The 24,328-nt window shown below is 61.0% G+C and carries 24 protein-coding genes; 13 read left to right on the top strand and 11 right to left on the bottom strand.

Annotated features, from left to right (window positions below; all coding sequences use genetic code 11):
* Positions 1-186: 186 nt before the first annotated feature.
* From NKF25_RS20095 to NKF25_RS20065, 7 genes are all read left to right on the top strand, one after another.
* A complete protein-coding gene (locus tag NKF25_RS20095) occupies positions 187-2,805 on the top strand; it encodes a heavy metal translocating P-type ATPase (protein WP_253228414.1) in 2,619 nt (872 codons plus the stop codon).
* 120 nt (positions 2,806-2,925) lie between these two features.
* Complete coding sequence (locus NKF25_RS20090) at positions 2,926-3,297, top strand: helix-turn-helix domain-containing protein (protein WP_066138832.1); 372 nt, start codon at positions 2,926-2,928, stop codon at positions 3,295-3,297.
* Entirely contained in the window at positions 3,294-3,566 is a 273-nt protein-coding gene (locus NKF25_RS20085) for a hypothetical protein (protein WP_066138829.1), read from the top strand. Before NKF25_RS20090 ends, NKF25_RS20085 begins: the two co-directional genes overlap by 4 nt.
* Before the next feature lie 31 nt (positions 3,567-3,597).
* Positions 3,598-5,970, top strand: a complete 2,373-nt coding sequence (locus NKF25_RS20080) for an N-6 DNA methylase (RefSeq protein ID WP_253228413.1) — start codon at positions 3,598-3,600, stop codon at positions 5,968-5,970.
* 140 nt (positions 5,971-6,110) lie between these two features.
* Positions 6,111-7,220 (top strand): cation diffusion facilitator family transporter, encoded by a 1,110-nt coding sequence (locus NKF25_RS20075; RefSeq protein ID WP_253228412.1) that lies wholly within the window; start codon positions 6,111-6,113, stop codon positions 7,218-7,220.
* 291 nt (positions 7,221-7,511) lie between these two features.
* Complete coding sequence (locus NKF25_RS20070) at positions 7,512-9,344, top strand: SLC13 family permease (RefSeq protein ID WP_253228411.1); 1,833 nt, start codon at positions 7,512-7,514, stop codon at positions 9,342-9,344.
* A gap of 114 nt (positions 9,345-9,458) precedes the next feature.
* Positions 9,459-10,529: a glutamate-cysteine ligase family protein gene (locus tag NKF25_RS20065; RefSeq protein WP_253228410.1), complete on the top strand. Its 1,071-nt coding sequence runs from the start codon at positions 9,459-9,461 to the stop codon at positions 10,527-10,529.
* Positions 10,530-10,533: 4 nt separating this feature from the next.
* Here NKF25_RS20065 and NKF25_RS20060 read toward each other — a convergent pair whose 3' ends face one another.
* Together NKF25_RS20060 and NKF25_RS20055 are read right to left on the bottom strand one after the other, a co-directional pair.
* Positions 10,534-10,974: a hypothetical protein gene (locus NKF25_RS20060; RefSeq protein ID WP_066138823.1), complete on the bottom strand. Its 441-nt coding sequence runs from the start codon at positions 10,972-10,974 to the stop codon at positions 10,534-10,536.
* 92 nt (positions 10,975-11,066) lie between these two features.
* Positions 11,067-11,264 (bottom strand): HVO_2901 family zinc finger protein, encoded by a 198-nt coding sequence (locus tag NKF25_RS20055; RefSeq protein WP_066138820.1) that lies wholly within the window; start codon positions 11,262-11,264, stop codon positions 11,067-11,069.
* A gap of 119 nt (positions 11,265-11,383) precedes the next feature.
* Between NKF25_RS20055 and NKF25_RS20050 the strand changes: the two genes are divergently transcribed.
* On the top strand, positions 11,384-11,659 hold the full coding sequence (locus tag NKF25_RS20050) for a helix-turn-helix domain-containing protein (protein WP_066138817.1): 276 nt from the start codon (positions 11,384-11,386) through the stop codon (positions 11,657-11,659).
* A gap of 22 nt (positions 11,660-11,681) precedes the next feature.
* Here the strand turns inward: NKF25_RS20050 and NKF25_RS20045 are convergent, their stop codons facing one another.
* Positions 11,682-11,909, bottom strand: coding sequence for a hypothetical protein (locus NKF25_RS20045; protein WP_253228409.1), 228 nt, complete (start codon positions 11,907-11,909; stop codon positions 11,682-11,684).
* Positions 11,910-11,962: 53 nt separating this feature from the next.
* Positions 11,963-13,018 (bottom strand): zinc-dependent alcohol dehydrogenase family protein, encoded by a 1,056-nt coding sequence (locus NKF25_RS20040; RefSeq protein WP_253228408.1) that lies wholly within the window; start codon positions 13,016-13,018, stop codon positions 11,963-11,965.
* Between the two features lie 145 nt (positions 13,019-13,163).
* Between NKF25_RS20040 and NKF25_RS20035 the strand changes: the two genes are divergently transcribed.
* Positions 13,164-14,198 carry a YihY/virulence factor BrkB family protein gene (locus NKF25_RS20035; protein ID WP_253228407.1) on the top strand — a complete coding sequence of 345 codons (1,035 nt, stop codon included), beginning with the start codon at positions 13,164-13,166 and terminating at the stop codon, positions 14,196-14,198.
* Between the two features lie 68 nt (positions 14,199-14,266).
* Here the strand turns inward: NKF25_RS20035 and NKF25_RS20030 are convergent, their stop codons facing one another.
* Positions 14,267-14,704, bottom strand: coding sequence for a hypothetical protein (locus tag NKF25_RS20030; protein WP_253228406.1), 438 nt, complete (start codon positions 14,702-14,704; stop codon positions 14,267-14,269).
* A gap of 170 nt (positions 14,705-14,874) precedes the next feature.
* Here NKF25_RS20030 and tuf point away from each other — a divergent pair, with 170 nt between their 5' ends.
* Both tuf and NKF25_RS20020 read left to right on the top strand, forming a co-directional pair.
* Positions 14,875-16,140, top strand: coding sequence for a translation elongation factor EF-1 subunit alpha (tuf, locus tag NKF25_RS20025; RefSeq protein WP_253228405.1), 1,266 nt, complete (start codon positions 14,875-14,877; stop codon positions 16,138-16,140).
* Positions 16,141-16,646: 506 nt separating this feature from the next.
* Positions 16,647-17,330, top strand: a complete 684-nt coding sequence (locus NKF25_RS20020; RefSeq protein ID WP_253228404.1) for a uracil-DNA glycosylase family protein — start codon at positions 16,647-16,649, stop codon at positions 17,328-17,330.
* Here NKF25_RS20020 and NKF25_RS20015 read toward each other — a convergent pair.
* From NKF25_RS20015 to NKF25_RS20005, 3 genes are all read right to left on the bottom strand, one after another.
* Positions 17,296-17,484: a hypothetical protein gene (locus tag NKF25_RS20015; protein ID WP_253228403.1), complete on the bottom strand. Its 189-nt coding sequence runs from the start codon at positions 17,482-17,484 to the stop codon at positions 17,296-17,298. The genes NKF25_RS20020 and NKF25_RS20015 overlap by 35 nt on opposite strands.
* Before the next feature lie 141 nt (positions 17,485-17,625).
* Complete coding sequence (locus NKF25_RS20010; protein ID WP_253228402.1) at positions 17,626-17,814, bottom strand: hypothetical protein; 189 nt, start codon at positions 17,812-17,814, stop codon at positions 17,626-17,628.
* An 87-nt stretch (positions 17,815-17,901) separates the two neighbouring features.
* The gene (locus NKF25_RS20005; RefSeq protein WP_253228401.1) at positions 17,902-18,057 is read right to left on the bottom strand and encodes a hypothetical protein; all 156 of its coding nucleotides are present in this window, start codon (positions 18,055-18,057) and stop codon (positions 17,902-17,904) included.
* 373 nt (positions 18,058-18,430) lie between these two features.
* Between NKF25_RS20005 and NKF25_RS20000 the strand changes: the two genes are divergently transcribed.
* A complete protein-coding gene (locus NKF25_RS20000; RefSeq protein WP_253228400.1) occupies positions 18,431-19,027 on the top strand; it encodes a hypothetical protein in 597 nt (198 codons plus the stop codon).
* Positions 19,028-19,155: 128 nt separating this feature from the next.
* Positions 19,156-20,148 carry an MBL fold metallo-hydrolase gene (locus NKF25_RS19995; protein WP_253228399.1) on the top strand — a complete coding sequence of 331 codons (993 nt, stop codon included), beginning with the start codon at positions 19,156-19,158 and terminating at the stop codon, positions 20,146-20,148.
* Positions 20,149-20,883: 735 nt separating this feature from the next.
* Here NKF25_RS19995 and NKF25_RS19990 read toward each other — a convergent pair.
* The 3 genes from NKF25_RS19990 to NKF25_RS19980 are packed head-to-tail and all read right to left on the bottom strand — an operon-like array spanning position 20,884 to position 24,233.
* Positions 20,884-21,951: an ABC transporter permease subunit gene (locus tag NKF25_RS19990; protein ID WP_253228398.1), complete on the bottom strand. Its 1,068-nt coding sequence runs from the start codon at positions 21,949-21,951 to the stop codon at positions 20,884-20,886.
* Positions 21,948-22,940, bottom strand: coding sequence for a sugar ABC transporter permease (locus NKF25_RS19985; RefSeq protein ID WP_253228397.1), 993 nt, complete (start codon positions 22,938-22,940; stop codon positions 21,948-21,950). The genes NKF25_RS19990 and NKF25_RS19985 overlap by 4 nt, the downstream gene beginning before the upstream one ends.
* Before the next feature lie 6 nt (positions 22,941-22,946).
* Complete coding sequence (locus NKF25_RS19980; protein ID WP_253228396.1) at positions 22,947-24,233, bottom strand: extracellular solute-binding protein; 1,287 nt, start codon at positions 24,231-24,233, stop codon at positions 22,947-22,949.
* Positions 24,234-24,328 lie beyond the last annotated feature (95 nt).

Raw genomic sequence — 24,328 nt, 5'->3', positions numbered from 1 at the left:
TGATGTAAAAAGATACGGAACAGCCGAGACGGAGACAGCAAGAAAGGATATTTCCGGATAGAGTTTCTGCGGCGGTGTCCATTCCCGATTCGACATTACTATCGAAGGTTTCCATCCCCACAATTCCCACTTTCTAAACGGCAACGTGAATGAACCCGGATCCCGTATGAATGAACAAGAGCCACAATGACGGAAAAAACGCAACTCGAAATCAGAGGAATGAGTTGCGCGAACTGTTCAGGGACGGTCAGCGAGGCGTTGAACGCGCTCGACGGCGTCCGGGAGGCGAACGTCAACTTCGCCACGGACGAGGGAACCGTCGAGTACGACCCCGAGGTCGTCTCGCTGGCTGACATCTATGCGGCCATCGAGGACGCCGGATACGACCCAGTTCGCGCGAGCACGACCATCGGCATCACGGGGATGTCCTGTTCGAACTGCGCGGAGACGAACGAGACGGCCCTCGAATCGGTGCCTGGCGTGGTGAACGCCGACGTCAACTACGCCACCGACGAGGCGAGCGTCCAGTACAACCCCGCGCAGGTGAGCCTCTCGGACCTCTACGACGCCGTGGAGGACGCGGGCTACGACCCGGTTCGAGAGGAGGGCGCGGAGGAAGAAGCGGAGGACGCCCGGCAGGTCGCCCGCCACGACGAGATTCGAAAGCAATTTCGTCTGCTGATTTTTGGGGTGGTTTTCGCGATACCGCTCGTCTTCTTCATGTTCGAGCACCTGTTCTTCCCGGATCTGATCGGGGAGACGCTCTTCGGAATCGACGTCGCGGTGGTGCAGTTCGTCTTCGCCACGCCCGTCCAAATCTGGCTGGGCAAGGAGTTCTACGGGAACGCCTACAATGCGCTCGTGAAGAACCGGACGGCGAACATGGACGTGCTCATCGCATTGGGTTCGACTACGGCCTACGTCTACAGCGTCGCCGTGATGCTGTCGCTCATCCCGGGTGGAACCTACTTCGACAGCGCGGTGCTCATCCTCGTGTTCATCACGCTCGGCAACTGGCTCGAAGCCCGGTCGAAAGGCCAAGCCAGCGACGCGCTCCGCGAACTGCTCGAACTGGAAGCCGATACGGCGACGGTCATTGGGAACGATGGCGAGGAGAACGAAATCCCCCTCGAAGAAGTCGAGGAGGGTGACCTCCTGCGCGTGCGCCCCGGCGAGAAAATCCCGACCGACGGGGTGGTGGTCGAGGGCGAAAGCGCCGCCGACGAGTCGATGGTAACGGGCGAGTCCGTCCCTGTAGAGAAGACCGAAGGCGACGAGGTCATCGGCGCGACCATCAACGAAAACGGCGTGCTGACGGTTCGCGCGACGAAGGTCGGCGAGGAGACCGCACTGCAACAAATCGTCGGCATGGTGAAGGAGGCACAGGCCCGCCAGCCCGAAATCCAGAACCTCGCCGACCGCATCAGCGCGTACTTCGTCCCGGCGGTCATCACGAACGCGCTGGTCTGGGGCGTCCTCTGGTTCCTCTTCCCCGAAACGCTGGCCGGGTTCGTGAACGCCCTGCCGCTCTGGGGACTGGTCGCTGGCGGTCCGAGCGTGGCCGGTGCCGCAGGCGCGACCGGCGGCGTCACGACCTTCGAGTTCGCCGTCGTCGTCTTCGCCAGCGCGGTGCTCATCGCCTGTCCGTGTGCGCTCGGTCTGGCGACCCCGACGGCCACGATGGTCGGGACCGCTATCGGCGCGCGCACCGGCGTCCTGTTCAAGGGCGGCGACGTGCTGGAGCGCGTGAAGGACGTCGAGACGCTCGTCTTCGACAAGACGGGGACGCTGACGAAAGGAGAGATGCGCCTGACAGACGTGATAGCGATTCCGAGCGAAGACGGGGACGGGGCGACGATGGCAGACGGCGGGGCACAGGTAGCCGATTCGGCGGGGAGTGCCGCCGAATCGAGGACCGAGGCGTTCGTCCTCTCCGCGGCGGCCAGCGCGGAACGCGGGAGCGAACACCCGCTCGCACAGGCCATCGTGGCGGGTGCGGAGGAACGTGACGTCGAACTCGAAGACCCGAGTTCGTTCGAGAACGTTCCCGGTCACGGGATTCGCGCCGAGACGAGTCACGGAAACGTCCTTGTCGGCAACCGGAAACTCCTGCGCGACGCCGGAATCGAGGTCGAACCGGCCGAAGAGGCGATGGAGCAACTCGAACGCGAGGGGAAGACGGCGATGTTGGTCGCGGTTGACGACTCGCTCGTCGGCGTTGGCGCCAACGCCGACGAGGTGAAAGAGAGCGCGAAGGAAGCCGTCTCCGACCTCCGGGAGCGCGGGTTGGATGTGCACATGCTCACCGGCGACAACGAACGGACCGCCCGTGCTGTCGCCGAGCAGGTCGGCATCGACCCCGCGAACGTTCGCGCCGAAGTGCTCCCCGACGAAAAGGCCGACGTCGTCGAGGACGTGCAGGACGGCGGTCGAAACGCGATGATGGTCGGGGACGGCGTGAACGACGCCCCGGCGCTCGCGGCGGCGTTCGTCGGCACTGCCATCGGAAGCGGTACGGACGTGGCCATCGAGGCGGCCGACGTGACGCTGATGCGCGACGACCCGCGCGACGTGGTGAAGGCGATTCGAATCTCGGCGGGCACCCTGTCGAAGATCAAGCAGAACCTCTTCTGGGCGCTCGGTTACAACACCGCGATGATCCCGCTGGCCTCGCTCGGCCTCCTGCAACCCGCGCTCGCGGCGGGGGCGATGGCATTCTCCAGCGTGAGCGTCCTGACGAACAGCTTATCGTTCCGGCGGTACGTTCCGGACCACGACTATCGATTCCTGGGCTTCCTGCGCTGAACAGCGGAAAAGGTGGTGTTCGTCGCGGTATCGTCCGTCGATTTTCGATGATTCTCAACAGCTGAGAACCGTTTCAGCAGTCGAACGAATTATGTGCCGAGCAACGAAAGGTTCGATTGAATGGTGCGGGATTTGGCAGACGACACGCCCGATTTACAGGACGTTCTCGACGCCCTCGATGACCCCGCATGTCGACGGATAATCATGGAACTACGTGAACCGATGACGGCACGAGAGGTCGCCGACGCCACGGATATCCCGCTTTCGACCCTCTACCGAAAGCTCGACCTGCTGAGCGAAGCCGCACTCGTGGCCGAAGAGACCGAGATTCGAGAGGACGGCCATCACACGTCTCGCTACCGGATCACTGTCGAGTCGGTGAACATCTCCATAACCGAGGACGGCGGCTTTCAGGTCACCATCGACCGGCCGCCGAAGACCACCGACGAACGCCTCGAACGGCTGTGGACGGAGATACGGAAGGAAACATGAACCTCACGATACTCATCATCACCCTCAAAACGCTCACGCTCCTGCTCGGCGGTATAATCACGTTTTTCGCGTTCAAAGCGTACCGCCGAACCGAACTGCCAGCGCTCAGGTCGCTCGCAATCGGGTTCGGTGTCGTCACTCTCGGAGCCTTCGCCGCGGGCGTGGCCGACCAAGCGTTCAGCGTCAATCAGGACTTCGCGCTCGTCATCGAAAGCACGCTAACCGTGCTCGGGTTCGCTTCGATAGCGTACTCACTGTACGCGGAATAGACTTATCCTACTGCGGGGAGTTGTGAAACTAATGGCTCCGCGCAGGAGCGAACCATCCGTCCCCGAACTCCCGGGCGAAACCGTCCGGCAGGCCCTCGAACTCGTCACCGACGATTTGGTTACTGATTCCGAAGCGACAGCGACGAGTTTACGATCCGCATTCGACGCGGCCCTCGTCGGCGTGTTCGGCCGTCTCGTGGACGAATTTTCGGACATACGAGGGGTCGACCGACCGCCGTTCGCAACCAGCGACGAACTCCGAACGGAGCGAGCGCGGTTCGAAGCCCTATCGGCGGGGGCGAGCGAACGACTCGACGAAACCATCGGGTCGCTGGCGTTCGACTCGTTGTCGTTTCGGCAGGTGAGCGGTCTGTACGAACGGTCGCTCGATTACGAACCCGAACACACCGGTGATGGAATTCGGCTCTCTGGTGACGCGACACGACGGGCCACCGTCGGTGCGTACTACACGCCGGACGCCGTGGTCGAGTACACGGTTTCGCAGGCGCTCGACGGGACGGAGGACGCCCGGCTCATCGACCCGGCGATGGGGAGCGGGAACTTCCTTACCTGTGCCATCGACCGGTTGGCACGAGGGCGTGACGAACCGCGAGCGCAAGCGCGACGGTTCGTCGCCGAGAACCGCATTTTCGGGATGGATCTGGACCCGCTGGCGGTCGAACTCGCCCGAACCGCCGTCTGGTTCGAGACGGGCGTCTGGCCGGACGAAACCTTACGGGTCGGCGACGCGCTCGCCGCCGACCCCGAATGGTTCGAAGGTCGAACGTTCGAAGCCGTCGTGGGAAATCCACCGTACGTTCGAAGTCGCCACGTTTCGACGGGGAGGAAAGCGGACCTTCGAAAGCGGTTCGACACCGTAACCGGGGCGTTCGACCTGTACGTAGCGTTCGTCGAACGCATGGCGGAACTCGGCGAACGGGTGTCCTGTATCGTCCCGAACAAGTGGACGACGGCGCGATACGGGCGCACGCTGCGTGACCACCTGCTCGACCGGCATCGAATCGTGGAACTGCTCGACGTGTCGAACGCGTCGGTGTTCGCCGACGCGAGCGTCTACCCGGTGGTCCTCACGTTCGATGCCGATTCGGGACCGACCGAGACGATTTCGGTTCGGCAGGCTGATACAAACATAATCCCGGACGAATCGCCGCAGGCAACCCTCTCGCAGTCGTTCGTGAACTGCCTCGGTGGTCGGGTGATTCCGGTCGGCATCGACCCCGAATTCGCGTCGCTCGCGGAGCAACTCTGTCGGGAGTTCGAAAAGCTCGGAACGTACGTCACGATGACCGAGGGTATCCACACCGGAAACGTCCGCGAGAAACTCGTCGTCGATGAACCCGGACCGGACTGTGAGCCACTCGTCGGCGGGGGAGACGTGTCACGGTACGGGTTGGAGTGGGACGGGGACTGGATTCGGTTCGATCCGTCGCTCATCGGCGACGGGGAGTACGGGTCGCTGCGCGACCGTTCCGTCTTCGAATCCGAAAAGCTACTGCTACGGGACATCAGCGAGCGTCCCGTTGCGACCTACGACGGGAGCGGGATGTACGCGCTCAACACGCTCTACAGCGTTCGCTCACGCGCCGATCCATCGGTCGATTCCCGTCCTGAACTCCCGCTTCGGTACCTCCTTTCGGTCGTCAACTCCGCCGTCTCCGGATGCTGGTTCCAGCAGGTGTACGGCGGCACTCACGTCAGTGGGGGATATCTCAGGTTCAAACCGATGTTCACGACGCAGCTTCCGATACCCACCGGGGAGGGTGAGCGCGACGAACTGGTCGAGTTGGCGGAGCGACTGGAGGAGCTTACGGAGACACGGGCGGAGATGGAGACACGACTGCCGAAATCGCTCGACGGTCCGCGACTCGGGAACTTCGTTCGGCGGATCGATGACGGCTCGATACTTACCGAGACGACGGAAACACGGGAACGACTTCGGGTCGGATCGGTGTCGGTCGAAGACGAGGGAGGTGAACTCGTGTTCTGGGCCACGGCGCGCTACCGCCCCGCCGAGGAGTGTGAGACCGATTCGTGGGGATTCGTGGAGACCGAACCGATCCGAGCACTCGTCTTCGACGGTGCGAACGACGGCGGATTAGAGCGTAACGAGTGGCGCGACGTCCTCAGGTGGTACGTCCCGCAATTCGTGGAAAGCGAGGCGTTTACCGAGGAAGCGATGAAGACCATTTCGCCGCTCGACCGACTCGAAGCCGTTCGATTGCCGTCGTTCGACGTGGCAACGGCGTTCGCGGAGACGTGTCGGTCGGCGGCGCAACTGGACGCGAAAATCGAACGAACGGACGCGGAAATCGACCGCCTCGTCGCACGAGCGTACGGACTCTCGGACGACGAAATCGCGCTGATCGAGCGACTCGTGGACTGAATCGCCGATACACGCTGATGTTTCTCCCGTTTGTTACGCAAAGAATTATTAACTGAAGATCGCATAATTACTAGAGACAACCATTCAAACCCCGTTTGATGACAGGGGCATTAATATTTGAGAGGTGACTCCGCTTGTACATGAGCGATCACTCGCACGGTCACGGGCACGACCATGGGCGGGAGGACCACGGTCACAGCCACGACCACGAGGATGACGGACATAGCCACGATAGTGGCCACGACCACGATCATAGTCACGGTGGTCACGAGAGCGACGAAGAAGGTGACGGACACGGACACGACCACAGTCACGATCATGGACACGGCCACGCTCACGCACACGGGAGCAGTTCGGAGGGACGACGGACGGCGCTGAAAATCGCGCTCGTCATCAACACCGCGTTCTTCGTGGTGGAAATCGCAGGCGCGCTGTACGCCAACTCGCTGACGCTGTTCGCGGACGCCGCGCACATGCTCACGGATTCGGCGAGCATCTTTCTCGCGCTGTTCGCCGCGTGGATCGCGACCCTCGACGCCGACTCGAAGCGGACCTACGGTTATCAGCGCGCCGAAATTCTCGCCGCGCTGGCGAACGGTATCTTCCTCGTCGTCATCGTCATCTACGTCGCCTACGAGGCGATTATGCGGTTCCAAGACCCACAAGCCGTCAAACCGCTCCCGACCATCGCCGTGGGTATCGTCGGCCTCTTCGCCAACCTCGCCGGTGCGTACGTCCTCCACGGCGGCCGCGACAGCCTCAACATCGAAGGCGTCTATCTGCACCTGCTGACCGACGCCGCCGGGAGCCTCGCCGCCGTCGCCCTCGGTATCGGGCTGTACGTCTCCGACGCCTACATCCTCGACCCCATCTTCAGCCTCGTCATCGCCGCACTGGTGCTCTACTCCGCGAAGGACCTCCTCATCGAGAGCGTCAACATCCTCCTTCAGGGGACGCCGTCCAGCGTGGACGTGGACGACATTTCCGAGACGCTCCGCGGTCTCGACGGCGCACTCGACGTGCACGACGTGCACGTCTGGGCTCTCACCAACCGCAGTCTCGCCTGTAGCGCTCACATCGTCGTCGCCGACGACGCCGACCGCGACAACGTTCTCGACGAGGCCCGCCATCAACTCAACGAACGACACGACATCGGCCACGCCACCATCCAGATCGAATCCGAGAGCGGCGACTGTGAAACCGCCGACTTCGACTGTTATCCCGCGGGCGAAACCGGCCACGCGGTCTGAACACGCGGTCTGGATCGGAGAACGGGCGGTTCCGAAGCGAAAAATCGAACGGGGGTGTTTTTCGATGCATTCTACCGACCACCGACGGCGTCGCCGACGCGAAGTTCGGAGAATCCCGCCAACGGTGGAAAACACGACGAAGACGGCGACGGCGAGACCGAGCGTGGGGAGCACTGAAAACGCCATGGAACAAACAACAGAGATGACACTAAAATAATTTTTAGTGGCTACTTAGTGGTTCCTCATAAGTTATCAGCAACCTTTTTTACATGGAAATCCGTATACGACGGTATGATGCAGACTGGGTTGGTGGGCGTGACGCCGGATATGTTGGTCGTGTTTGCGGTGGTTATCCTCGCATTGGTGCTCTTTGCGACCGAACTGCTCCCCGTCGACGTGACCGCGATTCTGGTGATGGTGACGCTCATGGTGCTCGAACCGTGGACGGGAATCAGCACGACGGAGGGGATTTCCGGGTTCTCCAACGAGGCGACCATCACGGTGCTGGCGATGCTCATCCTGAGTGCGGGCGTCAGTCGAACCGGCGTCGTCCAATTGCTCGGCAGTCGACTCGCGGATTTCGCGGGTACGGACCTCAGAAAACAACTGTTCGCCACCATCAGCGTCGCCGGACCGGCGTCCGGGTTCGTGAACAACACGCCCGTCGTGGCGATTTTGGTTCCGGTCATCACCGACCTCGCACACGAGGGGAAGACCTCGCCGTCGAAATTGCTCATTCCGCTCTCCTACGCCTCGATGCTCGGTGGAATGCTCACGCTCATCGGCACCTCGACCAACATCCTGGCCAGCAACGTGGCGGGGCGACTCGCGACGAGAACCGGCAATCCCTCGCTCCACACCTTCTCCATGTTCGAGTTCACCGGACTCGGACTCGTCGTCCTCGTCACCGGTGGCCTCTACCTGCTGTTCGTCGGCCATCGACTCCTTCCGGAACGCGTCCCGCCCGAGGAGGACTACATCGAGGAGTACGAGATGGGCGACTATCTCACGGAAATCGAAGTCGCCGAGGGGTCACCGTTCGTCGGGGAGACCGTCGAGGACGCTATCGACGAAGCCGCCTTCGACGCCGAAATCATCCAACTCGTCCGGGGCGACGAGACGTTCATCGAACCCATCGGCCAGAAGACGATCCGGGCGGGCGATCACCTCACGCTCAGAATCGACAGGCGAACGCTGGAAACGCTCACGACGCTCGAACACGTGGCGCTCGTCGGGACGCCGACGGAGGCCGAAATCGACCCCGGTACGGAACAGACGCTCGTGGAGGTCGTGATTCCCTCCGGATCCGAACTCGTCGGCGACACGCTGTCGAGTTCGGCGTTTCGGGAGCGGTACAACGCCGCGGTCCTCGCGTTCCGGAGTCGCGGCGAACTCATCCACGAGCGTCCCGAGGAGGTGACGATTCGCGTCGGCGATACGCTCCTCGTGCAGGCGTCGGCCGACAGCATCGACCGACTCGCGGCGAACCGGGACTTCATCGTCGCCCATCAGGTGAGCGACCCCGATTATCGCACGGAAAAGATTCCAGTCGCACTCGCCATCGTCGTCGGCGTCGTCGCGCTCGCCGCACTCGGCGTGTACCCGATCCTCGTCACGGCACTCGCGGGCGTGGTGGCGATGGTTGCGACCGGCGTCCTGAAGGCGAGCGAGTTGTACGAAACGGTCGAGTGGAACGTCATCTTCCTGCTCGCTGGCGTCATCCCGCTGGGAATCGCGCTGGAGAACTCCGGCGGCGCGGAACTGCTCGGCGGCCTCGTCGCGACCAGTGCGAACTACGTCCCGATCGTCGTCGTGCTCTGGATATTCTACATCGCCACCGGACTCATCACCGAGGTCATCAGCAACAACGCCAGCGTCGTCCTGATGATTCCCGTGGCGGTCGAAGCGGCGACCCGCATCGGCGCGAACCCGTTCGCGTTCGTCCTCGGGGTGACGTTCGCCGCCTCGACGAGTTTCCTCGGTCCGGTCGGCTACCAGACGAACCTGTTCGTGTACGGCCCGGGCGGCTACAAGTTCACGGACTACTTCCGTATCGGCGCACCGCTTCAGTTGCTCCTGTCGGTCGTCACGGTCGGCGGTATCGTGGCGTTCTGGGGACTCTGAGGTGAAATAATTCGCGTAACTTATTAGACTGCGAGGGGCGTACCATAACTATCGTTCGGTGACGTTCGAATTCTGTTGCGGAGAGATATCCGTCACCGACCGGGGGATGGATAGATGAAACTAGGATTGGAAGCCGAATACTGGGTCATAGAGGAATCGGGAGAGCTAGCGACTGACACAGGAGATCTCACCGAAGTGAGCGACTACGTCGTCCCGGAGTTCGTCGCACCACTGATAGAGGTGCAGACACCACCCGTTTCGAGCATGGAGGAACTGCGCCACGAGTTCGGGACGGTGCTACAGGCCGTCCGGGATAAAGCCGACGAGCAGGGGCTCGCGCTCGTCCCGCTCGGAACGCCGCTCGCCCGGGAATCGCTCGACATCACGAGCGAACGCGGGCAACTGCTGGGACGGATATACGGCGACGACGTGGAGTACGCGATGAACTGTGCGGGCACGCACGTCCACTTCGATAAGGGAAACGTCGTTCGGCAGTTGAACCTGCTGACGGCGCTCGACCCCGCGCTAGCGCTGGTCTGTTCCTCGCCGTACTACAACGGGAGCAAACTGGCCTGTTCGTCCCGCGCGGCGGTGTATCGCTACGAATCGCACTCGACGTTCGCCCGCTACCGCGACCTCTGGGACTACGTCGAAAACGAGGACCAGTGGGAAGCCCGAATCGACGAGCAGTACTACATCCTCAAGCTCATCGCGCGGGAACGCGGCATCGACCCCGAAACGTTCAACGAACATTTCGACCGCGAGGATGCCGTACTGACGCCGGTTCGGCTTCGCCACCGCTCCCCGACGGTCGAGTGGCGCGCCCCGGACACCGCCCTGCCGAGCGAGATAATCCGCCTCGTGGGTGAAGTGACGGAACTCATGCATCAGGCGGACTACAAGGACGTGGTCGTGGGGGAAACCGGAATCCGGACGGAGCAGATCGGAATCCCACCGTTTCCGGAGCTTCGGGGCCTCAGCACGGCGGCCATCAGCGAGGGAATCGGGTCGCTACGCGTGCAGGATTACCTGACCACGATGGGGTTCGACGTGACGCGCTATCACCCCATCTCGGAACGGATGGAAGGAGGATGGACGCTTCCACACGAAGAATCGCTTCGCCTCCGTCGTGAGTACGCCGACGCCCTCCGCGAGGACATCGACGGATTGATGGGCGAGAACTGAATCGTCACTCGTTCGCCCGAAAGCCCGACAGCACGTCCAACCACGAGACGAAGATGAACGCCCCGATGACGGCGCTCATCGTCCCGCCGAACAGGTTCGCCATTCGCTCGGTGATGTGTTCGGTCTCCGAGATAGTGAGCGAGTAAACGCTCTCGTGGTCGATGACGTACGAGTGACTCCGCAACGAGTCCGGCGGTTTGCTGGACATATGATACGAGCCGTGCAGTTTCGCGTGACCGAACGCGATTCTGGCCTCGTCCGATAGGTCGCCGTACCTGACTGACGAAGAGCGCACGCCGGGATCGTTCTTGTCCGCTTGCTGTATCGAGAGGGAGTACGTCGTCGAACTTTGCGGCGGCTGAATGAGTGCGTATCCGGCCAGAACGAGACCGGCCACGAGCATGAGCGTTGCGAGCGCCTGAATCAGGAAACTGTCAAACCGCATTCGATGGTCGTTGTGGCGCGGGCGGGGAACTTAAAGGGTTTCCATCGAACGTGGGAAGAAAGAAACCGAACGATTCGATCGGAAGTCGAACGTTATCGACGCGAAGGAAGAACGTCCTCGACGGGATAAAGGTCCTCCCGGATACCCGCGCCGTCGCAGTCCTCGTTCGGACATCGATAGTGCCAGCCGTCGTCTGTCGCAGCGTCGGCGTCGAATCGTTCCCCACATTCCTGGCAGAACAACCGGTCCATGTCCGAGGACCGCGTTCTGCTTGCAAGTTCAGGCTGCATATCACTATATTCACAGGCATCAATGAAAGAACCTGCGTTTTTTCCCCGGTGACACGGATGCCACCGGGTTACTATACGGTTAGCGAGCGGTTTAGTGGGTTGGTTCCGTTGGAAACCGTATGGAGAAGCAGACCCTGACCTGCCTATGTGAGCTACCGCCCAGTGCGAAGCTCGTTTTCAAAGTTCTGGAGTACAGTGGTTCCCATACGCAGAAGGAAATCGTTCAGCGGTCACGGTTGTCCGCACGGACGGTCAGGAGCGCGCTGGAAAACCTGACGGAAATCGGAGCCGTCACGGAGGAAGTGTACATCCCCGACGCACGCCAGCGACTCTATCGGTTGGACGAGACGGGCGACTGGGACCAGGTGAACTGTCTGAACGAAGTGCCGGTCTAGATCGGAAACCAGCGAAACGATTCTACGCGAATTTTCGAACCCAGTACGTCCAGTCCAGCGTCTCGCCAGCCAGTAGCCAGAGACCGACGGCGAACAAGGATAACGGGAGTGTTACCAGCAACAGCCACCCCACCAGCCCGGTATTCGTCATCATCGCCCCAGCGATGAGGAAGAACGCGACGAACGGCGTTGCCAAGAGAAGGGCACCGATGAGGACGGCACGTTGGAGGGAGAGACCGTCGAAAGTCATACATCAAGTTAATTTTTCAAATATATAAAATATCCGGTAGAAGCGGGCAGAAACTACGAAAACTCGACGACCTCGATACCGGACGTGCCGAAGTCGTTCATCGCGGCGAGGCGGTCGGGGACGTCGGCCAACGAAACGGTCTTCGTCACCAGTTTGCCGGGCGAGATGGAACCACGCTCCATCATCCGAAGCAGTTCGGGGTAGCGAGTCGGCGGCATCCCGCGCGAACCGAGAAACGTGATTTCGCGCATCGTCATGGCATCCGTCGGGAACGGAATTTCGCCTCGTTCGTCGTCCGTGGTCAACCCGAGTTGCACGTGTTGCCCTCGCGGACGGAGACAGTCGATGGAGTTGCGGCAGGTTTCCGCGATGCCCAGTGCATCGACCGAGACGTGTGCCCCGCCGATTCGCGCGTGAATCGCCGTCGGCACGTCCACGTCGTCGGCGCGGAGCGTCTCGTCCGCGCCGAGTTCCCGCGCCGTATCGAGTTTGTCCTCGTCCAAATCCACCGCGAGGACGTTCGCACCCAACGCGTCCGCGACGTGAACCGCCGAGAGTCCGACGCCGCCACAACCGTGAACCGCCACCCAATCGCCCGGCGTCAGGTCGGCACGGTGAGCGAGGGCGTGATACGCCGTGACGAACCGACAGCCCAGACCGGCCATCTCGACGGGGGAGACGGCGTCGGGAAGTCCCACTGCATTGTAGTCGGCGTACGGGACGTGCACTTCCTCGGCGAACGCGCCGGGTGCGGCCTCCTCGAAACCGAGCGCGATACCGTTCGCACAGACGTTGCCGTGGCCGTTCCGACAGTACTCACAGTGCCCCCGTCCGAGGTTGAACGGCACCGCGATTCGGTCTCCCTCCGCGATGTCCGTTACCCCCTCGCCGACCTCGACCACCGTTCCCGCGGGTTCGTGACCGAGGATTTGGCCGAGCGGGACTTGGTCGTCGGCCCATTCGCCGTGGCCTTGCCACGCGTGCCAGTCGCTCCGGCAGATGCCACACGCCTCGGTTTCGATGACGACACCGTGGTCTTCGGGGTCCGGACGCGGCACGGCTTCTATTTCGAGGGGTTCGCCGTACTCTCTGAGGACTGCGGCTTTCATACACGAAAGTGGGACGAGAAGGGCTTAAAACGGCGGGACGGAAGCAGGATTTGGCGGGACGGGGCAAGCGGGATTCGTAGAAATGACGAGCGATATTCGTGGGATGACAAGTGGAACTTTTAGGCTCCCTCCCCGTACATCGGGTATGAACCCTCGGCTCCGTCGTGTGGTCTCGCTGAGTCGGGACATCGTGCAGGAGGTGCGGGAGGAGAACATCAAGTTCATGGCGGGGAGCATCGCGTATCACTCGTTCGTCTCCCTGCTTCCCGTCCTCCTGCTGTTGACGGTCATCGTCTCCACCGTCGGCGGTCAGCAACTCGCGGAACAATTGGTACAGGAGATCGGTTCCTACCTTCCGGCGAGTGCCAACATCTTCCTCAGAAACGCGATCACGGGCGCACCCTCGCCCGGCGACTCCATCGTCGTGGTCGGAGTGCTTCTCTGGGGGACGTTCCGCATCTTCCGAGCGCTCGACGCCGCATTCGCCGACATCTACGATGTGGAACGGAAGACCTCGTTCGTGGACGAACTGGAGGACGGTATCGTCGTCCTCGTCGCACTTGTCCTCGTCGTCGTTACCATCGGCGTGACGAGCGCGACGCTTCCGACACCGCAACGGGTTCCGTTCGACAGTTCACTGACAGAAATCGTGTCGATACTCGCCCTCGGCGTCGCGTTCTTCCCGATGTACTACGTCTTTCCGAACATCGACGTTTCCATCCGCGAAGTCCTCCCGGGCGTCGTCATCGCGGCGGTGGGGTGGCAACTCCTGCACGCGATTTTCCACATGTACGCCCAAGTGTCGGCGTACAACACCAGCCTGTACGGAACCATCGGAAACCTCCTGTTGGTCATCGTCTGGCTGTACGTCGGCAGTTTCGTCATCCTGTTCGGCGCGGCGGTCAACGCCGTCCTCGCCGGACGGACGGGCGACCGGGCCGCAGGAATCGGGAACAGGGTGATACCGAACGGCGGTGTCGAGGACGAAAAGGGGTTCGGCGAGGCGCTCCATCGACTCACCGAACGGGCGCGCGAGAACGGGGTTTCGTCGAACGGGATACGGGAGCAGTTGCGCGAGGAACTGACGTTGACGGACGGAGACGGTAGGGAAAGAGGGAACAGTGGAGGGAGCGGCGATAGGGACGACGCCCGGAAAGAGGGGGAACGGAGGAGGAGTTGACCGAAGTCGGGTGGTATGGTGTTTCATTCACTCCTCTCTGTCGGTGTGTAAACCCAACGAGTAGGTGCTCAAGCGAATTTTCCCGTGGACGTCACGTTTCTCCCTGCGTATCCGAGGAGGAAGCCGAGGATACCGAGGGGCACGCCGAACGCCAGTCCCCAACCGACGCCGAGGAGGAGCATTCCAACGGCTGTCGGACTGCTGGTTTGTCCTTCGGCGATGATTCGGATGAAGAGGGCACTCACGGGAGCGAGACACAGGGAGATACTGACGAGGATGCCGCGGTTCCGATACGCCTGCCACCCCGCCAGTAGAACCAGTAGCGTCGCCGCACCGTAGACGACCACCCGTCCGGGGACGATGGAATACACGGTTTGGTCGTACCCGGAAACGGAGATGGCGAGGACGAGGGTGAAGAGACCCACTGCAATCGCTCCCCATCGTTTGGTCAGCCCCAGGTCGTCACCGATGAGGAACGCTTCAAAGCTTCTCCGCGGCGCTTCCATACGGTAGCATTCGATTCGTTTCGCATCAAACTTCCGACGTAATCGACCGTGTATTCCATCTAACCGTCGGATCGTCCGGTCGGCGCATCTCCTCCCACGGATTTCGATGGAGTCGGCACAACTGTTTTCCTCATTCGTACCGATACGTTCCCTACACGGGGGAATGGGGAATGCCAGACAAACCACACCAGAACCTAGCGATTATCGGCCACGTCGACCACGGGAAATCCACGTTGGTCGGCCGACTGCTCTTCGAAACGGGAAGCGTCCCGGAGCACGTCATCGAACAGCACAAGCGCGAAGCCGAGGAGAAAGGCAAAGGCGGATTCGAGTTCGCCTACGTGATGGACAACCTCGCGGAGGAGCGGGAACGCGGTGTCACCATCGACATCGCCCATCAGGAGTTCGACACCGACGAGTACTACTTCACCATCGTCGATACGCCCGGCCACCGCGACTTCGTGAAGAACATGATCACGGGCGCGAGCCAAGCGGACAACGCGGTCCTCGTCGTCGCAGCGGACGACGGCGTTGCACCGCAGACGCAGGAACACGTCTTCCTCGCGCGCACCTTGGGTATCAACGAACTCATCGTCGCGGTCAACAAGATGGACTCGGTCAATTACGACGAGGACCGCTATCGTGAGGTCGTGGACGAAGTGACGAAACTGTTGAATCAGGTCCGCTTCGACACCGAAGACGCATCGTTCATCCCGATTTCGGCGCTCGCGGGCGACAACATCGTCGAACAGAGCGACGAGATGCCGTGGTACGACGGCTCGACGGTCCTCGAAGCGCTGAACGACCTTCCGATGCCGGAAGCACCGACCGACGCGCCGCTCCGCCTGCCGATTCAGGACGTGTACACGATTTCGGGAATCGGGACCGTCCCAGTCGGACGCGTCGAAACCGGCATACTGAACATGGGCGATACGGTTTCGTTCCAACCCAGCGACGTAAGCGGGGAAGTGAAGACCATCGAGATGCACCACGAGGAAGTTCCCGAGGCGGGACCGGGAGATAACGTCGGCTTCAACGTGCGTGGGGTCGGGAAAAACGACATCCGACGGGGAGACGTCTGCGGTCCGGCGGACGACCCGCCGAAGGTGGCGGACACGTTCACGGCCCAAATCGTCGTGATGCAACACCCGTCGGTCATCACGGCGGGCTACACGCCGGTGTTCCACGCCCACACGGCACAGGACGCCTGCACCATCGAATCCATCGACCAGAAAATCGACCCGGCCAGTGGCGAAGTCGTCGAGGAAAACCCGGACTACATCCAGAGCGGCGACGCCGCCGTCGTGACCGTCAGGCCACAGAAGCCACTTTCCATCGAACCGTCCTCGGAGATTCCCGAACTCGGGAGTTTCGCGGTGCGGGACATGGGCCAGACCATCGCGGCGGGCCGAGTGCTTGAAGTGAACGAAAAGTAACTACGAGCGTTCAACCCACGATTTTTTCGCGTTCGACACTCCCGAGAGTGGTGCATCGACCACCGACCATCGACTTTCGACCACCGACCACATCCGCAGAAATGAGTCATACGTCTCATCTCGAAAGTACGCGAAGGGGAGAGAAGCCACATATTCAAATTATCCCGTGAGGAGTACTAGATTCGTGTTGTTTTTTCGGTTTTGGGTTCCCAATAGAGATGATTAGAGTTCAAAACCACCACAAAGACTAAATAGTAACCGGCCATTGTAGAATATGCTATGACATACCAGGAAGGAGGGAACGAATAAGAATTGGATCACCCACGAAAATCCACGGCTTTGCGCCTGTCAAATCTATACCTCTGTGTCTGGTTCGGTGCATCACTCAATGCATCTACCGTTTTCAGTGTTCATACACGCGACGTACGATCGTATAATCTCAGCCAGTCAGCGATGAGATTCACCCGTACCGACGCGCTTTTTCATACGGAACTGCTACGAAAGGTGTGAAATGGCTCCACGAAGAAGGACGGGTACGTAACCCGTTCGGAATGCGACCCTCCTGTCAGTGTGAAGAACGGCACGACGGGGACTGTGCAGTGTTCGGCTACGGCGACGCGAACGCGGATTTCCATCTCATCGGCGACCACCCGGGAACGCACGGTGGCACCGAGACGAACGTCCCGTTCACCGGCGGCGAAGTCGGCGAAAAACTCCAACCGGTGCTGAACGACGTCGGCCTCCTCGGCGACGTGTACAGCAACGAACCGACCATCGCCAACTTGTTCATGAGTTACCTCCATATGAGCAGGCTTCCCGACGGTCGGCCACCGACACCGAAGGAGTACGACGACTTGGAGCGCTTTTTCGACGCCGAACTCAGAGCCATCGCGGCACACGTCCTCCTGCCGGTCGGCGAAACGGCGACGGAACACGTCTTCTGGGAGTTCACCGCGCAGGCCGACAAATACGGCTTCGACGGTGGAACACCGGACATGGCGGCGCTGCACGCCGAAGAGATCAAGGGACGGGGGTTCCTCGTCGTCCCGATTCGTGATCCCCGCGAGTGGGATTCGGACGACGGCGACGAACTCCGCGAGCGACTGACCGGGATTCTTTCGTCGGATTATCAGCAGTCGGTCGATCTGGGACGGTTCATGCCGGGTGCTGACCCGTACGTGGTTCGGTGATCACGCGAACGATCCCGACGACGATTCCAGCGAGGAGTTCACCGGCGAGCAGCACGACTGGGATCGCGACGAACGAAACGGCGAGAAACCCGAACGCGATGCCGACGATGATTGCAACTCGTTTCCACCGCGATTCCGGACGTTCGAACTCCATATCCGAACCACGGTTCCGAGACGGGTAAAAATCGCTGAGCGTTTCGGAGAGATTCGCGGGAAAACTGCGGGTATGGTCGGATTACCGCGTACAGCGGAACGGCGGAGCGACGGATCGGAACGGCGGATAGTTTTCGAGAAACTACGGAAACGGACCGGTCCACTCGTCCAGACAATCCTCGCTACAGAAGTGGAGCGTCACGTTTTCGGTTTGATTGGCGGTGACGCTGTGACGAACGATGACCGTCGGGTGGTACTCACCGAGATTGACGAGCGTCCCGCAGTTGGCACAGGGCGAAAACTCCTCGCCCGGGTGGGGTGTGTCGGGCATGGATTGACCACGACCCGGACGTGCCTAAACGTATGGACTAGTCGCCCGGCCTGCGTCGGTCGAAGATGAAGAGGTCGAACGGCGTGACTAGTCGGAACGGGCGGCGTCCCGTTCGACCGGAATCGTGTTTTCGACCGCTTCGCGCACGTCCTGATAGAGGACGGAGAACGCCATCGCGCGAATGAATACCTCATAATCGGCATGTGTGTCAGTCACATCCTCGGCGACGATCTCGTTCACCATCGTCGGAGAAAGGTTCCATTTCGGGATAGTAAAAGACCGATGACGCTCCCGTCGATGAAAACAAACATATCGACTGCATAAACGTACCAACTTGCGGCCAGAAGATAAATTAGAGCTTTATCATTGACGTAGACCCAATACCTTTTTAAAATCCACGTCCGATATTGAACTACATGGCACGCGAGCAACGAAACGACCGATTACCGAGACGGAAGTCCGTCTCGGTCCGAAGTAACGACGACACTCTCTACCCCGACGATTTCCTCCAATCTGATGGGATTCACTTCTACGATGAATCATCTCGCTCCGATGAAACCCCTTGCCGGACAGCGATTCGAGGAGCGGAAAGCACCGCATACCGGGGACTGAACAAATGAGCGTCAGTTCCGACTCGGCGGTAGACGAGTTCGAACACGCGTCCGAGGAACTGGTCGAACCCCTTTCGCGCGACAAGATATTCCATATTCTCCAGACACAGCGCCGACGGGATGCACTCCGGTTCCTGAAGGATACGGACGGGGCGGTCGAGATGCGGGACCTCGCAGAACAGGTCGCCGCGTGGGAAAACGACACGACCGTCCAGGCACTCACGTCCGACGAACGCCAGCGCGTGTACATCGCGCTGTACCAGTCCCACCTCCCGAAACTCGAAAGCGAGGGCGTCATCCGCTACAACAAGAGCAGGGGTATCGTCGAACGCGGCCCATTGGCCGATCAGTTCGACCCATATCTCGACACGGCAGAGGAAACGGACTACGAAATCGAACCCGAGACCGACGACTTGGACGACCAAGCAGTACCGTGGCTGACCTACTATCGGCGAGTCACGGCCGTCGGCGTTCTGATGGTGATGGCGGCGTGGGCCGGAATTCCGCCGATCGCATCCATCCCCGACCTCATCTGGGGCGGTCTCCTCGTCACGACGTTCACCGTGTTGTCGCTCGCCCAAATCCTGACCGACGACCGATAACGTCGCTGGCAACTCACTAGACCCGAACAGTACACACCGTTTAGTGTGTTTTTCGAGAAAGAGTGGGCATCTCTCGTTACCGCGATAATTATAAAAAATATCATAAGAGAAGAGTCCCAAAAACGTCCGTGAACCGAATTCGACTCGAAAATACGGAGTTCGAGGGAGAAAACAGCGTGTACCTCCTCAACGCGAGTTCCGACGGCCCGACGACACTCATCGACACGAGCGTCAGAAAACCGGAAACGCTCGCATCGCTGGAATCCGGGCTGGAGGACCACGGCTGTTCGGTCGAGGACATAGCGCAGGTGTGCATCACTCATTGGCACACCGACCACGCCGGACTCGCCGGAACCGTCCAAGAGCGAAGCGGCGCCACCGTCCACGTCCACGAGAAGGACGCCGCGCTCGTCGCCCAGCGCGAATCGGCGTGGAACGGCATCGAAACCCGACAGCAGCGATTATTGGACGAGTGGGGACTCCCGGAACCGATCCAAGAACCCGTGTTCCGGAACGCGGTCAAAGCCGGACGCCTCGACGGTCCCACCCCCACCGTCGAACCGTTTTCCGCCGGCGACACCTTCGACTGCGGCGAGTACGAACTCGAAGCCGTCCATCTCCCCGGCCACACCGCCGGTCTCGCCGGGTTCGCCTTCGACGGCGAAGACGGCCGCGAACTCTTCTGCGGCGACGCCCTCCTCGAAGCGTACACCCCCAACGTCGGCGGCGCGGACGTTCGCCTCGAAAATCCACTTGAGGCCTACCTCGACACCCTCTTGCACGTCGTTTCGGAGTCCTACACCCGCGCGTGGCCCGGCCACGGCGACCCCCTCGACGCCGTCTCCCGCGCCCGTGAAATCCACGCCCACCACCGCGAACGCGCCGAGGACGTGGTCGGCGTGCTGAACGAAAACGGCCCGACCGACCCGTGGACCATGGGTGCCCACCTGTTCGGCGAACTCGAAGGAATCCACCTCCTCCACGGACCCGGCGAGTCCTACGCCCACCTCGAACATCTGGCGAACGCGGGGTGCGTGGAACGGGCGGGTGACGAGTACGAGTTGGTCGAGCAACCCGATTTGGACGCGCTGTTTGGAAAGCGAATGTTGGTAAGTGCGTAAGCGCGTTCACATCGCCGTGAATCCGGTTTTTCGGATTATAGTTGGTGGTGCTTGGAAAGTTGCCGACTCGCTAGTTACGAAGGGATGCTGGTTTTGTCGTGATTATACCGCCGGGCGGTAAACGACCCGAGGTTGGTTCTACGTGACTACAACTACCAAGCGGCAAACAACCGCCACCGCATTCGGCAAGTTATGTTCGGTTTTGCTGTGACTGCAAGTACAGACGTCACTGAAACCGCCACCACACCGCGACAGCCACGCCCTCCCCAACCGATTCCTTGCTGACGCTCGTCATCCACCGTCAGAGCGGAGCTCTGACGAGCCACTCGTTCGCTCCTGCGTCACTCACGAAGACCTCGCGCGGGCGCACCTGCGATGCGCCTTCGCGCGCCGTGCGATAGTCCAGTCTCGCGCTGAGGGATTCCTGTGGTGGCGCGCGCGAGAAACGTGCGCGAGGGACGAGGGAGCGTTGTGAATCACGCCATGGCGTGATTCACATGCTCGCGGTTTATCCGCGAGTAAGCAACCGAGGAGGCTGGGGAGGTTCGAGGGGGGTGGGGTTTTCACTGACGTCTGTATTTGCGGTCACAACAAGACCAAAACCAAGATCAAACAGAACACCTCACGACCGGAAAAGTGTTCAAAATCCGACTCTCAACGACTGCAACCATCGAAAAACCAGAACCACCCAGTAGCCACCGAACGAAAGAAAGAATCAAACCCACCCAACTCGCCCTAGCCTTCCATACCGCCGAAGGACAGTCCGCTCTCGATGTACCGCTGTGCGAACAGATACACCAAGACGATGGGCGTGGCGAAGGTCAGCGCGAAGGCCGAGAACCGTGCCCACGGGGTCGAGTACTTCCCGACGAGGCTGTAGAGGCCGACCGGGAGTGTGTACTTGCCCGTGCTGAGCAGGAGTTGGGCGACGATGAACTCGGTCCAGCCGGTGAGGAAGCTGAAGACGAGGACGGTCGCCAGTCCCGCCTTCGACAGCGGGATGATTATCTCCCAGACGATGCGCCACGTGGGCGCGCCGTCCATCATCGCGGCCTCCTCGTAGGAGGTCGGGATGTTGTCCATGTAGGTCTTCAACAGCCACGTGTTGAACGGGACGGCGGTCGCGGCGTAGTACGACGACAGCGCAAGTTTGCTGTTGTCGAGTCCGAACTGGACGAACGTGGCGTACAGCGCGATGAGCGCCGCGATGCCGAGTCCACCGCCGACCTGCGTGAACAGGACGTACAGGTAGAGCACTTTGGATCGGAAGAGGAACTTCCGCCGCGAGAGCGCGTACGCCGCCGGAATCACGATTGCCATCGTCAGGATGACGGTGGGCACCGCGACGGTGAAGCTGTTCCAGAGGAACAGCGGGAACTGCGAACAACCGTCGAAACGCGCGCAGTTCACCGTGGTCGAGACGCCGGGCGTCTGTAGCGCTATCTCCGTGCCGAACAGGTGAACCGCGACCGTGTAGCTCGGTATCGACATGCCGCCGAGCACCCATTTGTAGGCGTCGAGCGACGGTTTCTGCGGCAGGAGATGGATCCCGCTCGAACTGTAGAGCGACCCGCCGGTCCCGGAGAGGGAGGCGAGGAATATCCAGTAAATCGGGAACAGCAGTGTTCCGACCATCAACAGCGCGAACGCGGTGGCGACGAGTTTCGCCGCGACTCGTCGCGCCGACACTTCGCCGGTTCGCAGGCCGTGGACGGTGTACCGCGCCGACTCGACGGCGCGAACGGGTGCCCCGAGTGCACGTCGAATGTCCTCGGCGAAGCCGCCGAGGATTCCGTCGCTCATTCGCTCACCCCCTCCGCGAGGCGGCCGCGTTTGACGTTCAGGAACATGAAGCCGCTGATGACGATCAACGTCGCGGTCATGATGGCGGCCCCCTTCCCGTACTTGTCGAAGCGAAACGCCTCACGGTAGCCGTAGACGATGAGTAGTTCGTTCTGGCGGAGCGGTCCACCCTTGTTCATCACGTACGGGATGAGGAACTGCTGGAACGACGCCGCCGCCGTCAGTATCGACGCGAAGAGCACGGGTCGCTTGATGGACGGAAGCGTGACGTGCATGAACCGGTTGAGGAATCCCGCGCCATCCACCATCGCCGCGTCGTGGAGTTCCTCGGGCACGTCCTGCAGCGCGCTCACGATGATGATGACCATGAACGGGTAGGCCAACCACGCTTCGGTGACGTTGTACGCCAGAAACGCGGTCCATCGCTGGTCGAGCCACAGAACCGGCTGGAGGTGCAGTCCGGTGAGCACCTGATTCGCCAGCCCGTATCGGGCGTTGCTGAAGATGCCGCGCCAGACGGTGATGGTGAAGATGGTCGGCAGGCCCATCGGGATGATGATGAGCGAACGCATGTAGCGCCGACCGATGACGTAGGGATTGGTCAACACGAGCGCGATGCCGATGCTCAGCGCGACTTTGAGGGCCACGCTCGTGAACACGAACAGCCACGAGATGCCCATCGAGTTCCAAAAGCCCGCGTTGAGCGGGAGCGTCGTGCTGAATCCGAACAGAATCAGCTTGAAGTGCGGCGTGCCGAACAGCACCCTCCGGTAGTTGTCGAATCCGACGAACGAGTACTCGTGTGTGAACAGCGTCAGGTTCGTCGCATCCGTCAACGACAGGTAAAACGAGTAGAGGATGGGGTAGAACATGAACGCCGAGAACAGAAACAGCCCCGGCAGTATCAGTAGCAGGGGCAGGTCGTCCCGGTCGAATACGGGATTTTCCAGCGCGTTTGCGCCGCGAGTGAACGTCGAGCGAATACTCATGTGGCCTCAGTCCCAGTTCTGCTTGATCGTCTTCTCCGCCGCTTTGAACGCCGGTTTCGCGTCCTGCTTGCCTTTCAGCACCTTGAGGAACGCGGATTTGACCGGATCCCATACCTTCTGCATGTGAGGGGCCGTCGGCATCGGTTCGCCCATCTGGACGGATTCGGAGAAGCCTTTGACGGCTGGCGGAAGGTCGTCGCTTCCCGCGAGGTCCTTGTGAACCGGGATGAAGCCGTGGTCCTTGGCGAGGTCGAGGAGCAGGTCCGTGTTCGTGGTGTGCCACTCGGTGAACTTCCGAGCGGCCGCGGTGTTCCCGTTCTCCTCGTTCATCTTCTTGGCGAAGTACCACATCTTCACGCCGGTGTACGGTTTCGGTTTGCCGCCCTTCGGTTTCGGAAGCGGGGCGACGCCGACGTCGAGACCCTTGTCACGGACGGTGCCGAGATACCACGGACCGTTGATGGCGAGCGGCGCGTTGCCCTCGTTGAACACGGCGGCCTGCGGGTCGTATTTCTGGTCTTTCGGGATATACTTCGCCAGTTCGTCGCGCACGAACCGGAACCCTTTGAGCGTCTCCGACTTCGCGAGGCCGAGTTCGTCCTTCTTCTCGTCGTAGTAGTAGCCGCCGAAGGCCTGCGCGTAGCCGCTGATGAAGTAGGGGTCGATGGGGAACGAGAGGCCGTATTTCCCGTTCGATGGGTCGTGGTGTTCCTCCATGATGGACTGCATCTCTGCGACCGTTTGGGGCGGTTCGTCCACCATGTCCTTGTTGTAGAGCAGTGCGACGGTTTCGGCGGCGTACGGCAGGCCGAGCGTTTCGCCGTCGAACTGCACCGCCTCCGCCGCCGCGCTGGTGTACGTGGATTCGAGGTCCACCGAGAGCTTATCGCTCTGGTCCGAGAGGAATCCGGCGGGTTGGTACTCGCCGATCCAGTCGTGTGCCCACTGGAACAGATGCGGCCCTTTTCCTGCGGGGAGTTTGTTCTCGATGGTCTTCTGCAGGTCCGAAATCTCGGAGAGTTTTATCGCGTAGTCGGATTGCCCTTCGAACTTCTTCACGTTCGATTCGAGGCTCTTCTTCGGTCCCTTCGGGCGCGAATGCCAGAGTTGTCCGGTGCCGCCGGTCGTCTCGTCGTTGCCGTCGTTACCGCCGTTTCCGTCGCCACCACCACCGTCGTTACCGTTGTCGCCGTTGCCGTCCTTCTTGTCGCTGTTCACGCTGATGCATCCCGCGAGGGTGATACCAGCCACTGCGCCGCCTGTCTGTAGGATTTTCCGCCGTGGGTACGACATGGTTGTATCCGTTATGAAATATGACTTCACGTATTTAACCGTTAGGGATTTTCGTGTCGTTTTCTCATCGACATATTTGAGAAAGGGGACGAATC

The organism is Haladaptatus sp. AB643 (assembly GCF_024136975.1).
In the GTDB taxonomy this organism is placed as follows: Archaea; Halobacteriota; Halobacteria; order Halobacteriales; family Haladaptataceae; genus Haladaptatus.
Note: the sequence above shows the minus strand (reverse complement) of the source record. Positions and strands in the feature narration are given on the sequence as shown.

Excerpts from the sequence above, each read along its gene's own strand:
- NKF25_RS20095 (WP_253228414.1), top strand. The coding sequence starts at position 187 with ATGACGGAAAAAACGCAACTCGAAATCAGAGGAATGAGTTGCGCGAAC.
- NKF25_RS20090 (WP_066138832.1), top strand. The coding sequence starts at position 2,926 with ATGGTGCGGGATTTGGCAGACGACACGCCCGATTTACAGGACGTTCTC.
- NKF25_RS20085 (WP_066138829.1), top strand. The coding sequence starts at position 3,294 with ATGAACCTCACGATACTCATCATCACCCTCAAAACGCTCACGCTCCTG.
- NKF25_RS20080 (WP_253228413.1), top strand. The coding sequence starts at position 3,598 with ATGGCTCCGCGCAGGAGCGAACCATCCGTCCCCGAACTCCCGGGCGAA.
- NKF25_RS20075 (WP_253228412.1), top strand. The coding sequence starts at position 6,111 with ATGAGCGATCACTCGCACGGTCACGGGCACGACCATGGGCGGGAGGAC.
- NKF25_RS20070 (WP_253228411.1), top strand. The coding sequence starts at position 7,512 with ATGATGCAGACTGGGTTGGTGGGCGTGACGCCGGATATGTTGGTCGTG.
- NKF25_RS20065 (WP_253228410.1), top strand. The coding sequence starts at position 9,459 with ATGAAACTAGGATTGGAAGCCGAATACTGGGTCATAGAGGAATCGGGA.
- NKF25_RS20060 (WP_066138823.1), bottom strand. The coding sequence starts at position 10,974 with ATGCGGTTTGACAGTTTCCTGATTCAGGCGCTCGCAACGCTCATGCTC.
- NKF25_RS20055 (WP_066138820.1), bottom strand. The coding sequence starts at position 11,264 with ATGCAGCCTGAACTTGCAAGCAGAACGCGGTCCTCGGACATGGACCGG.
- NKF25_RS20050 (WP_066138817.1), top strand. The coding sequence starts at position 11,384 with ATGGAGAAGCAGACCCTGACCTGCCTATGTGAGCTACCGCCCAGTGCG.
- NKF25_RS20045 (WP_253228409.1), bottom strand. The coding sequence starts at position 11,909 with ATGACTTTCGACGGTCTCTCCCTCCAACGTGCCGTCCTCATCGGTGCC.
- NKF25_RS20040 (WP_253228408.1), bottom strand. The coding sequence starts at position 13,018 with ATGAAAGCCGCAGTCCTCAGAGAGTACGGCGAACCCCTCGAAATAGAA.
- NKF25_RS20035 (WP_253228407.1), top strand. The coding sequence starts at position 13,164 with ATGAACCCTCGGCTCCGTCGTGTGGTCTCGCTGAGTCGGGACATCGTG.
- NKF25_RS20030 (WP_253228406.1), bottom strand. The coding sequence starts at position 14,704 with ATGGAAGCGCCGCGGAGAAGCTTTGAAGCGTTCCTCATCGGTGACGAC.
- tuf (WP_253228405.1), top strand. The coding sequence starts at position 14,875 with ATGCCAGACAAACCACACCAGAACCTAGCGATTATCGGCCACGTCGAC.
- NKF25_RS20015 (WP_253228403.1), bottom strand. The coding sequence starts at position 17,484 with ATGGAGTTCGAACGTCCGGAATCGCGGTGGAAACGAGTTGCAATCATC.
- NKF25_RS20010 (WP_253228402.1), bottom strand. The coding sequence starts at position 17,814 with ATGCCCGACACACCCCACCCGGGCGAGGAGTTTTCGCCCTGTGCCAAC.
- NKF25_RS20005 (WP_253228401.1), bottom strand. The coding sequence starts at position 18,057 with ATGGTGAACGAGATCGTCGCCGAGGATGTGACTGACACACATGCCGAT.
- NKF25_RS20000 (WP_253228400.1), top strand. The coding sequence starts at position 18,431 with ATGAGCGTCAGTTCCGACTCGGCGGTAGACGAGTTCGAACACGCGTCC.
- NKF25_RS19990 (WP_253228398.1), bottom strand. The coding sequence starts at position 21,951 with ATGAGCGACGGAATCCTCGGCGGCTTCGCCGAGGACATTCGACGTGCA.
- NKF25_RS19985 (WP_253228397.1), bottom strand. The coding sequence starts at position 22,940 with ATGAGTATTCGCTCGACGTTCACTCGCGGCGCAAACGCGCTGGAAAAT.
- NKF25_RS19980 (WP_253228396.1), bottom strand. The coding sequence starts at position 24,233 with ATGTCGTACCCACGGCGGAAAATCCTACAGACAGGCGGCGCAGTGGCT.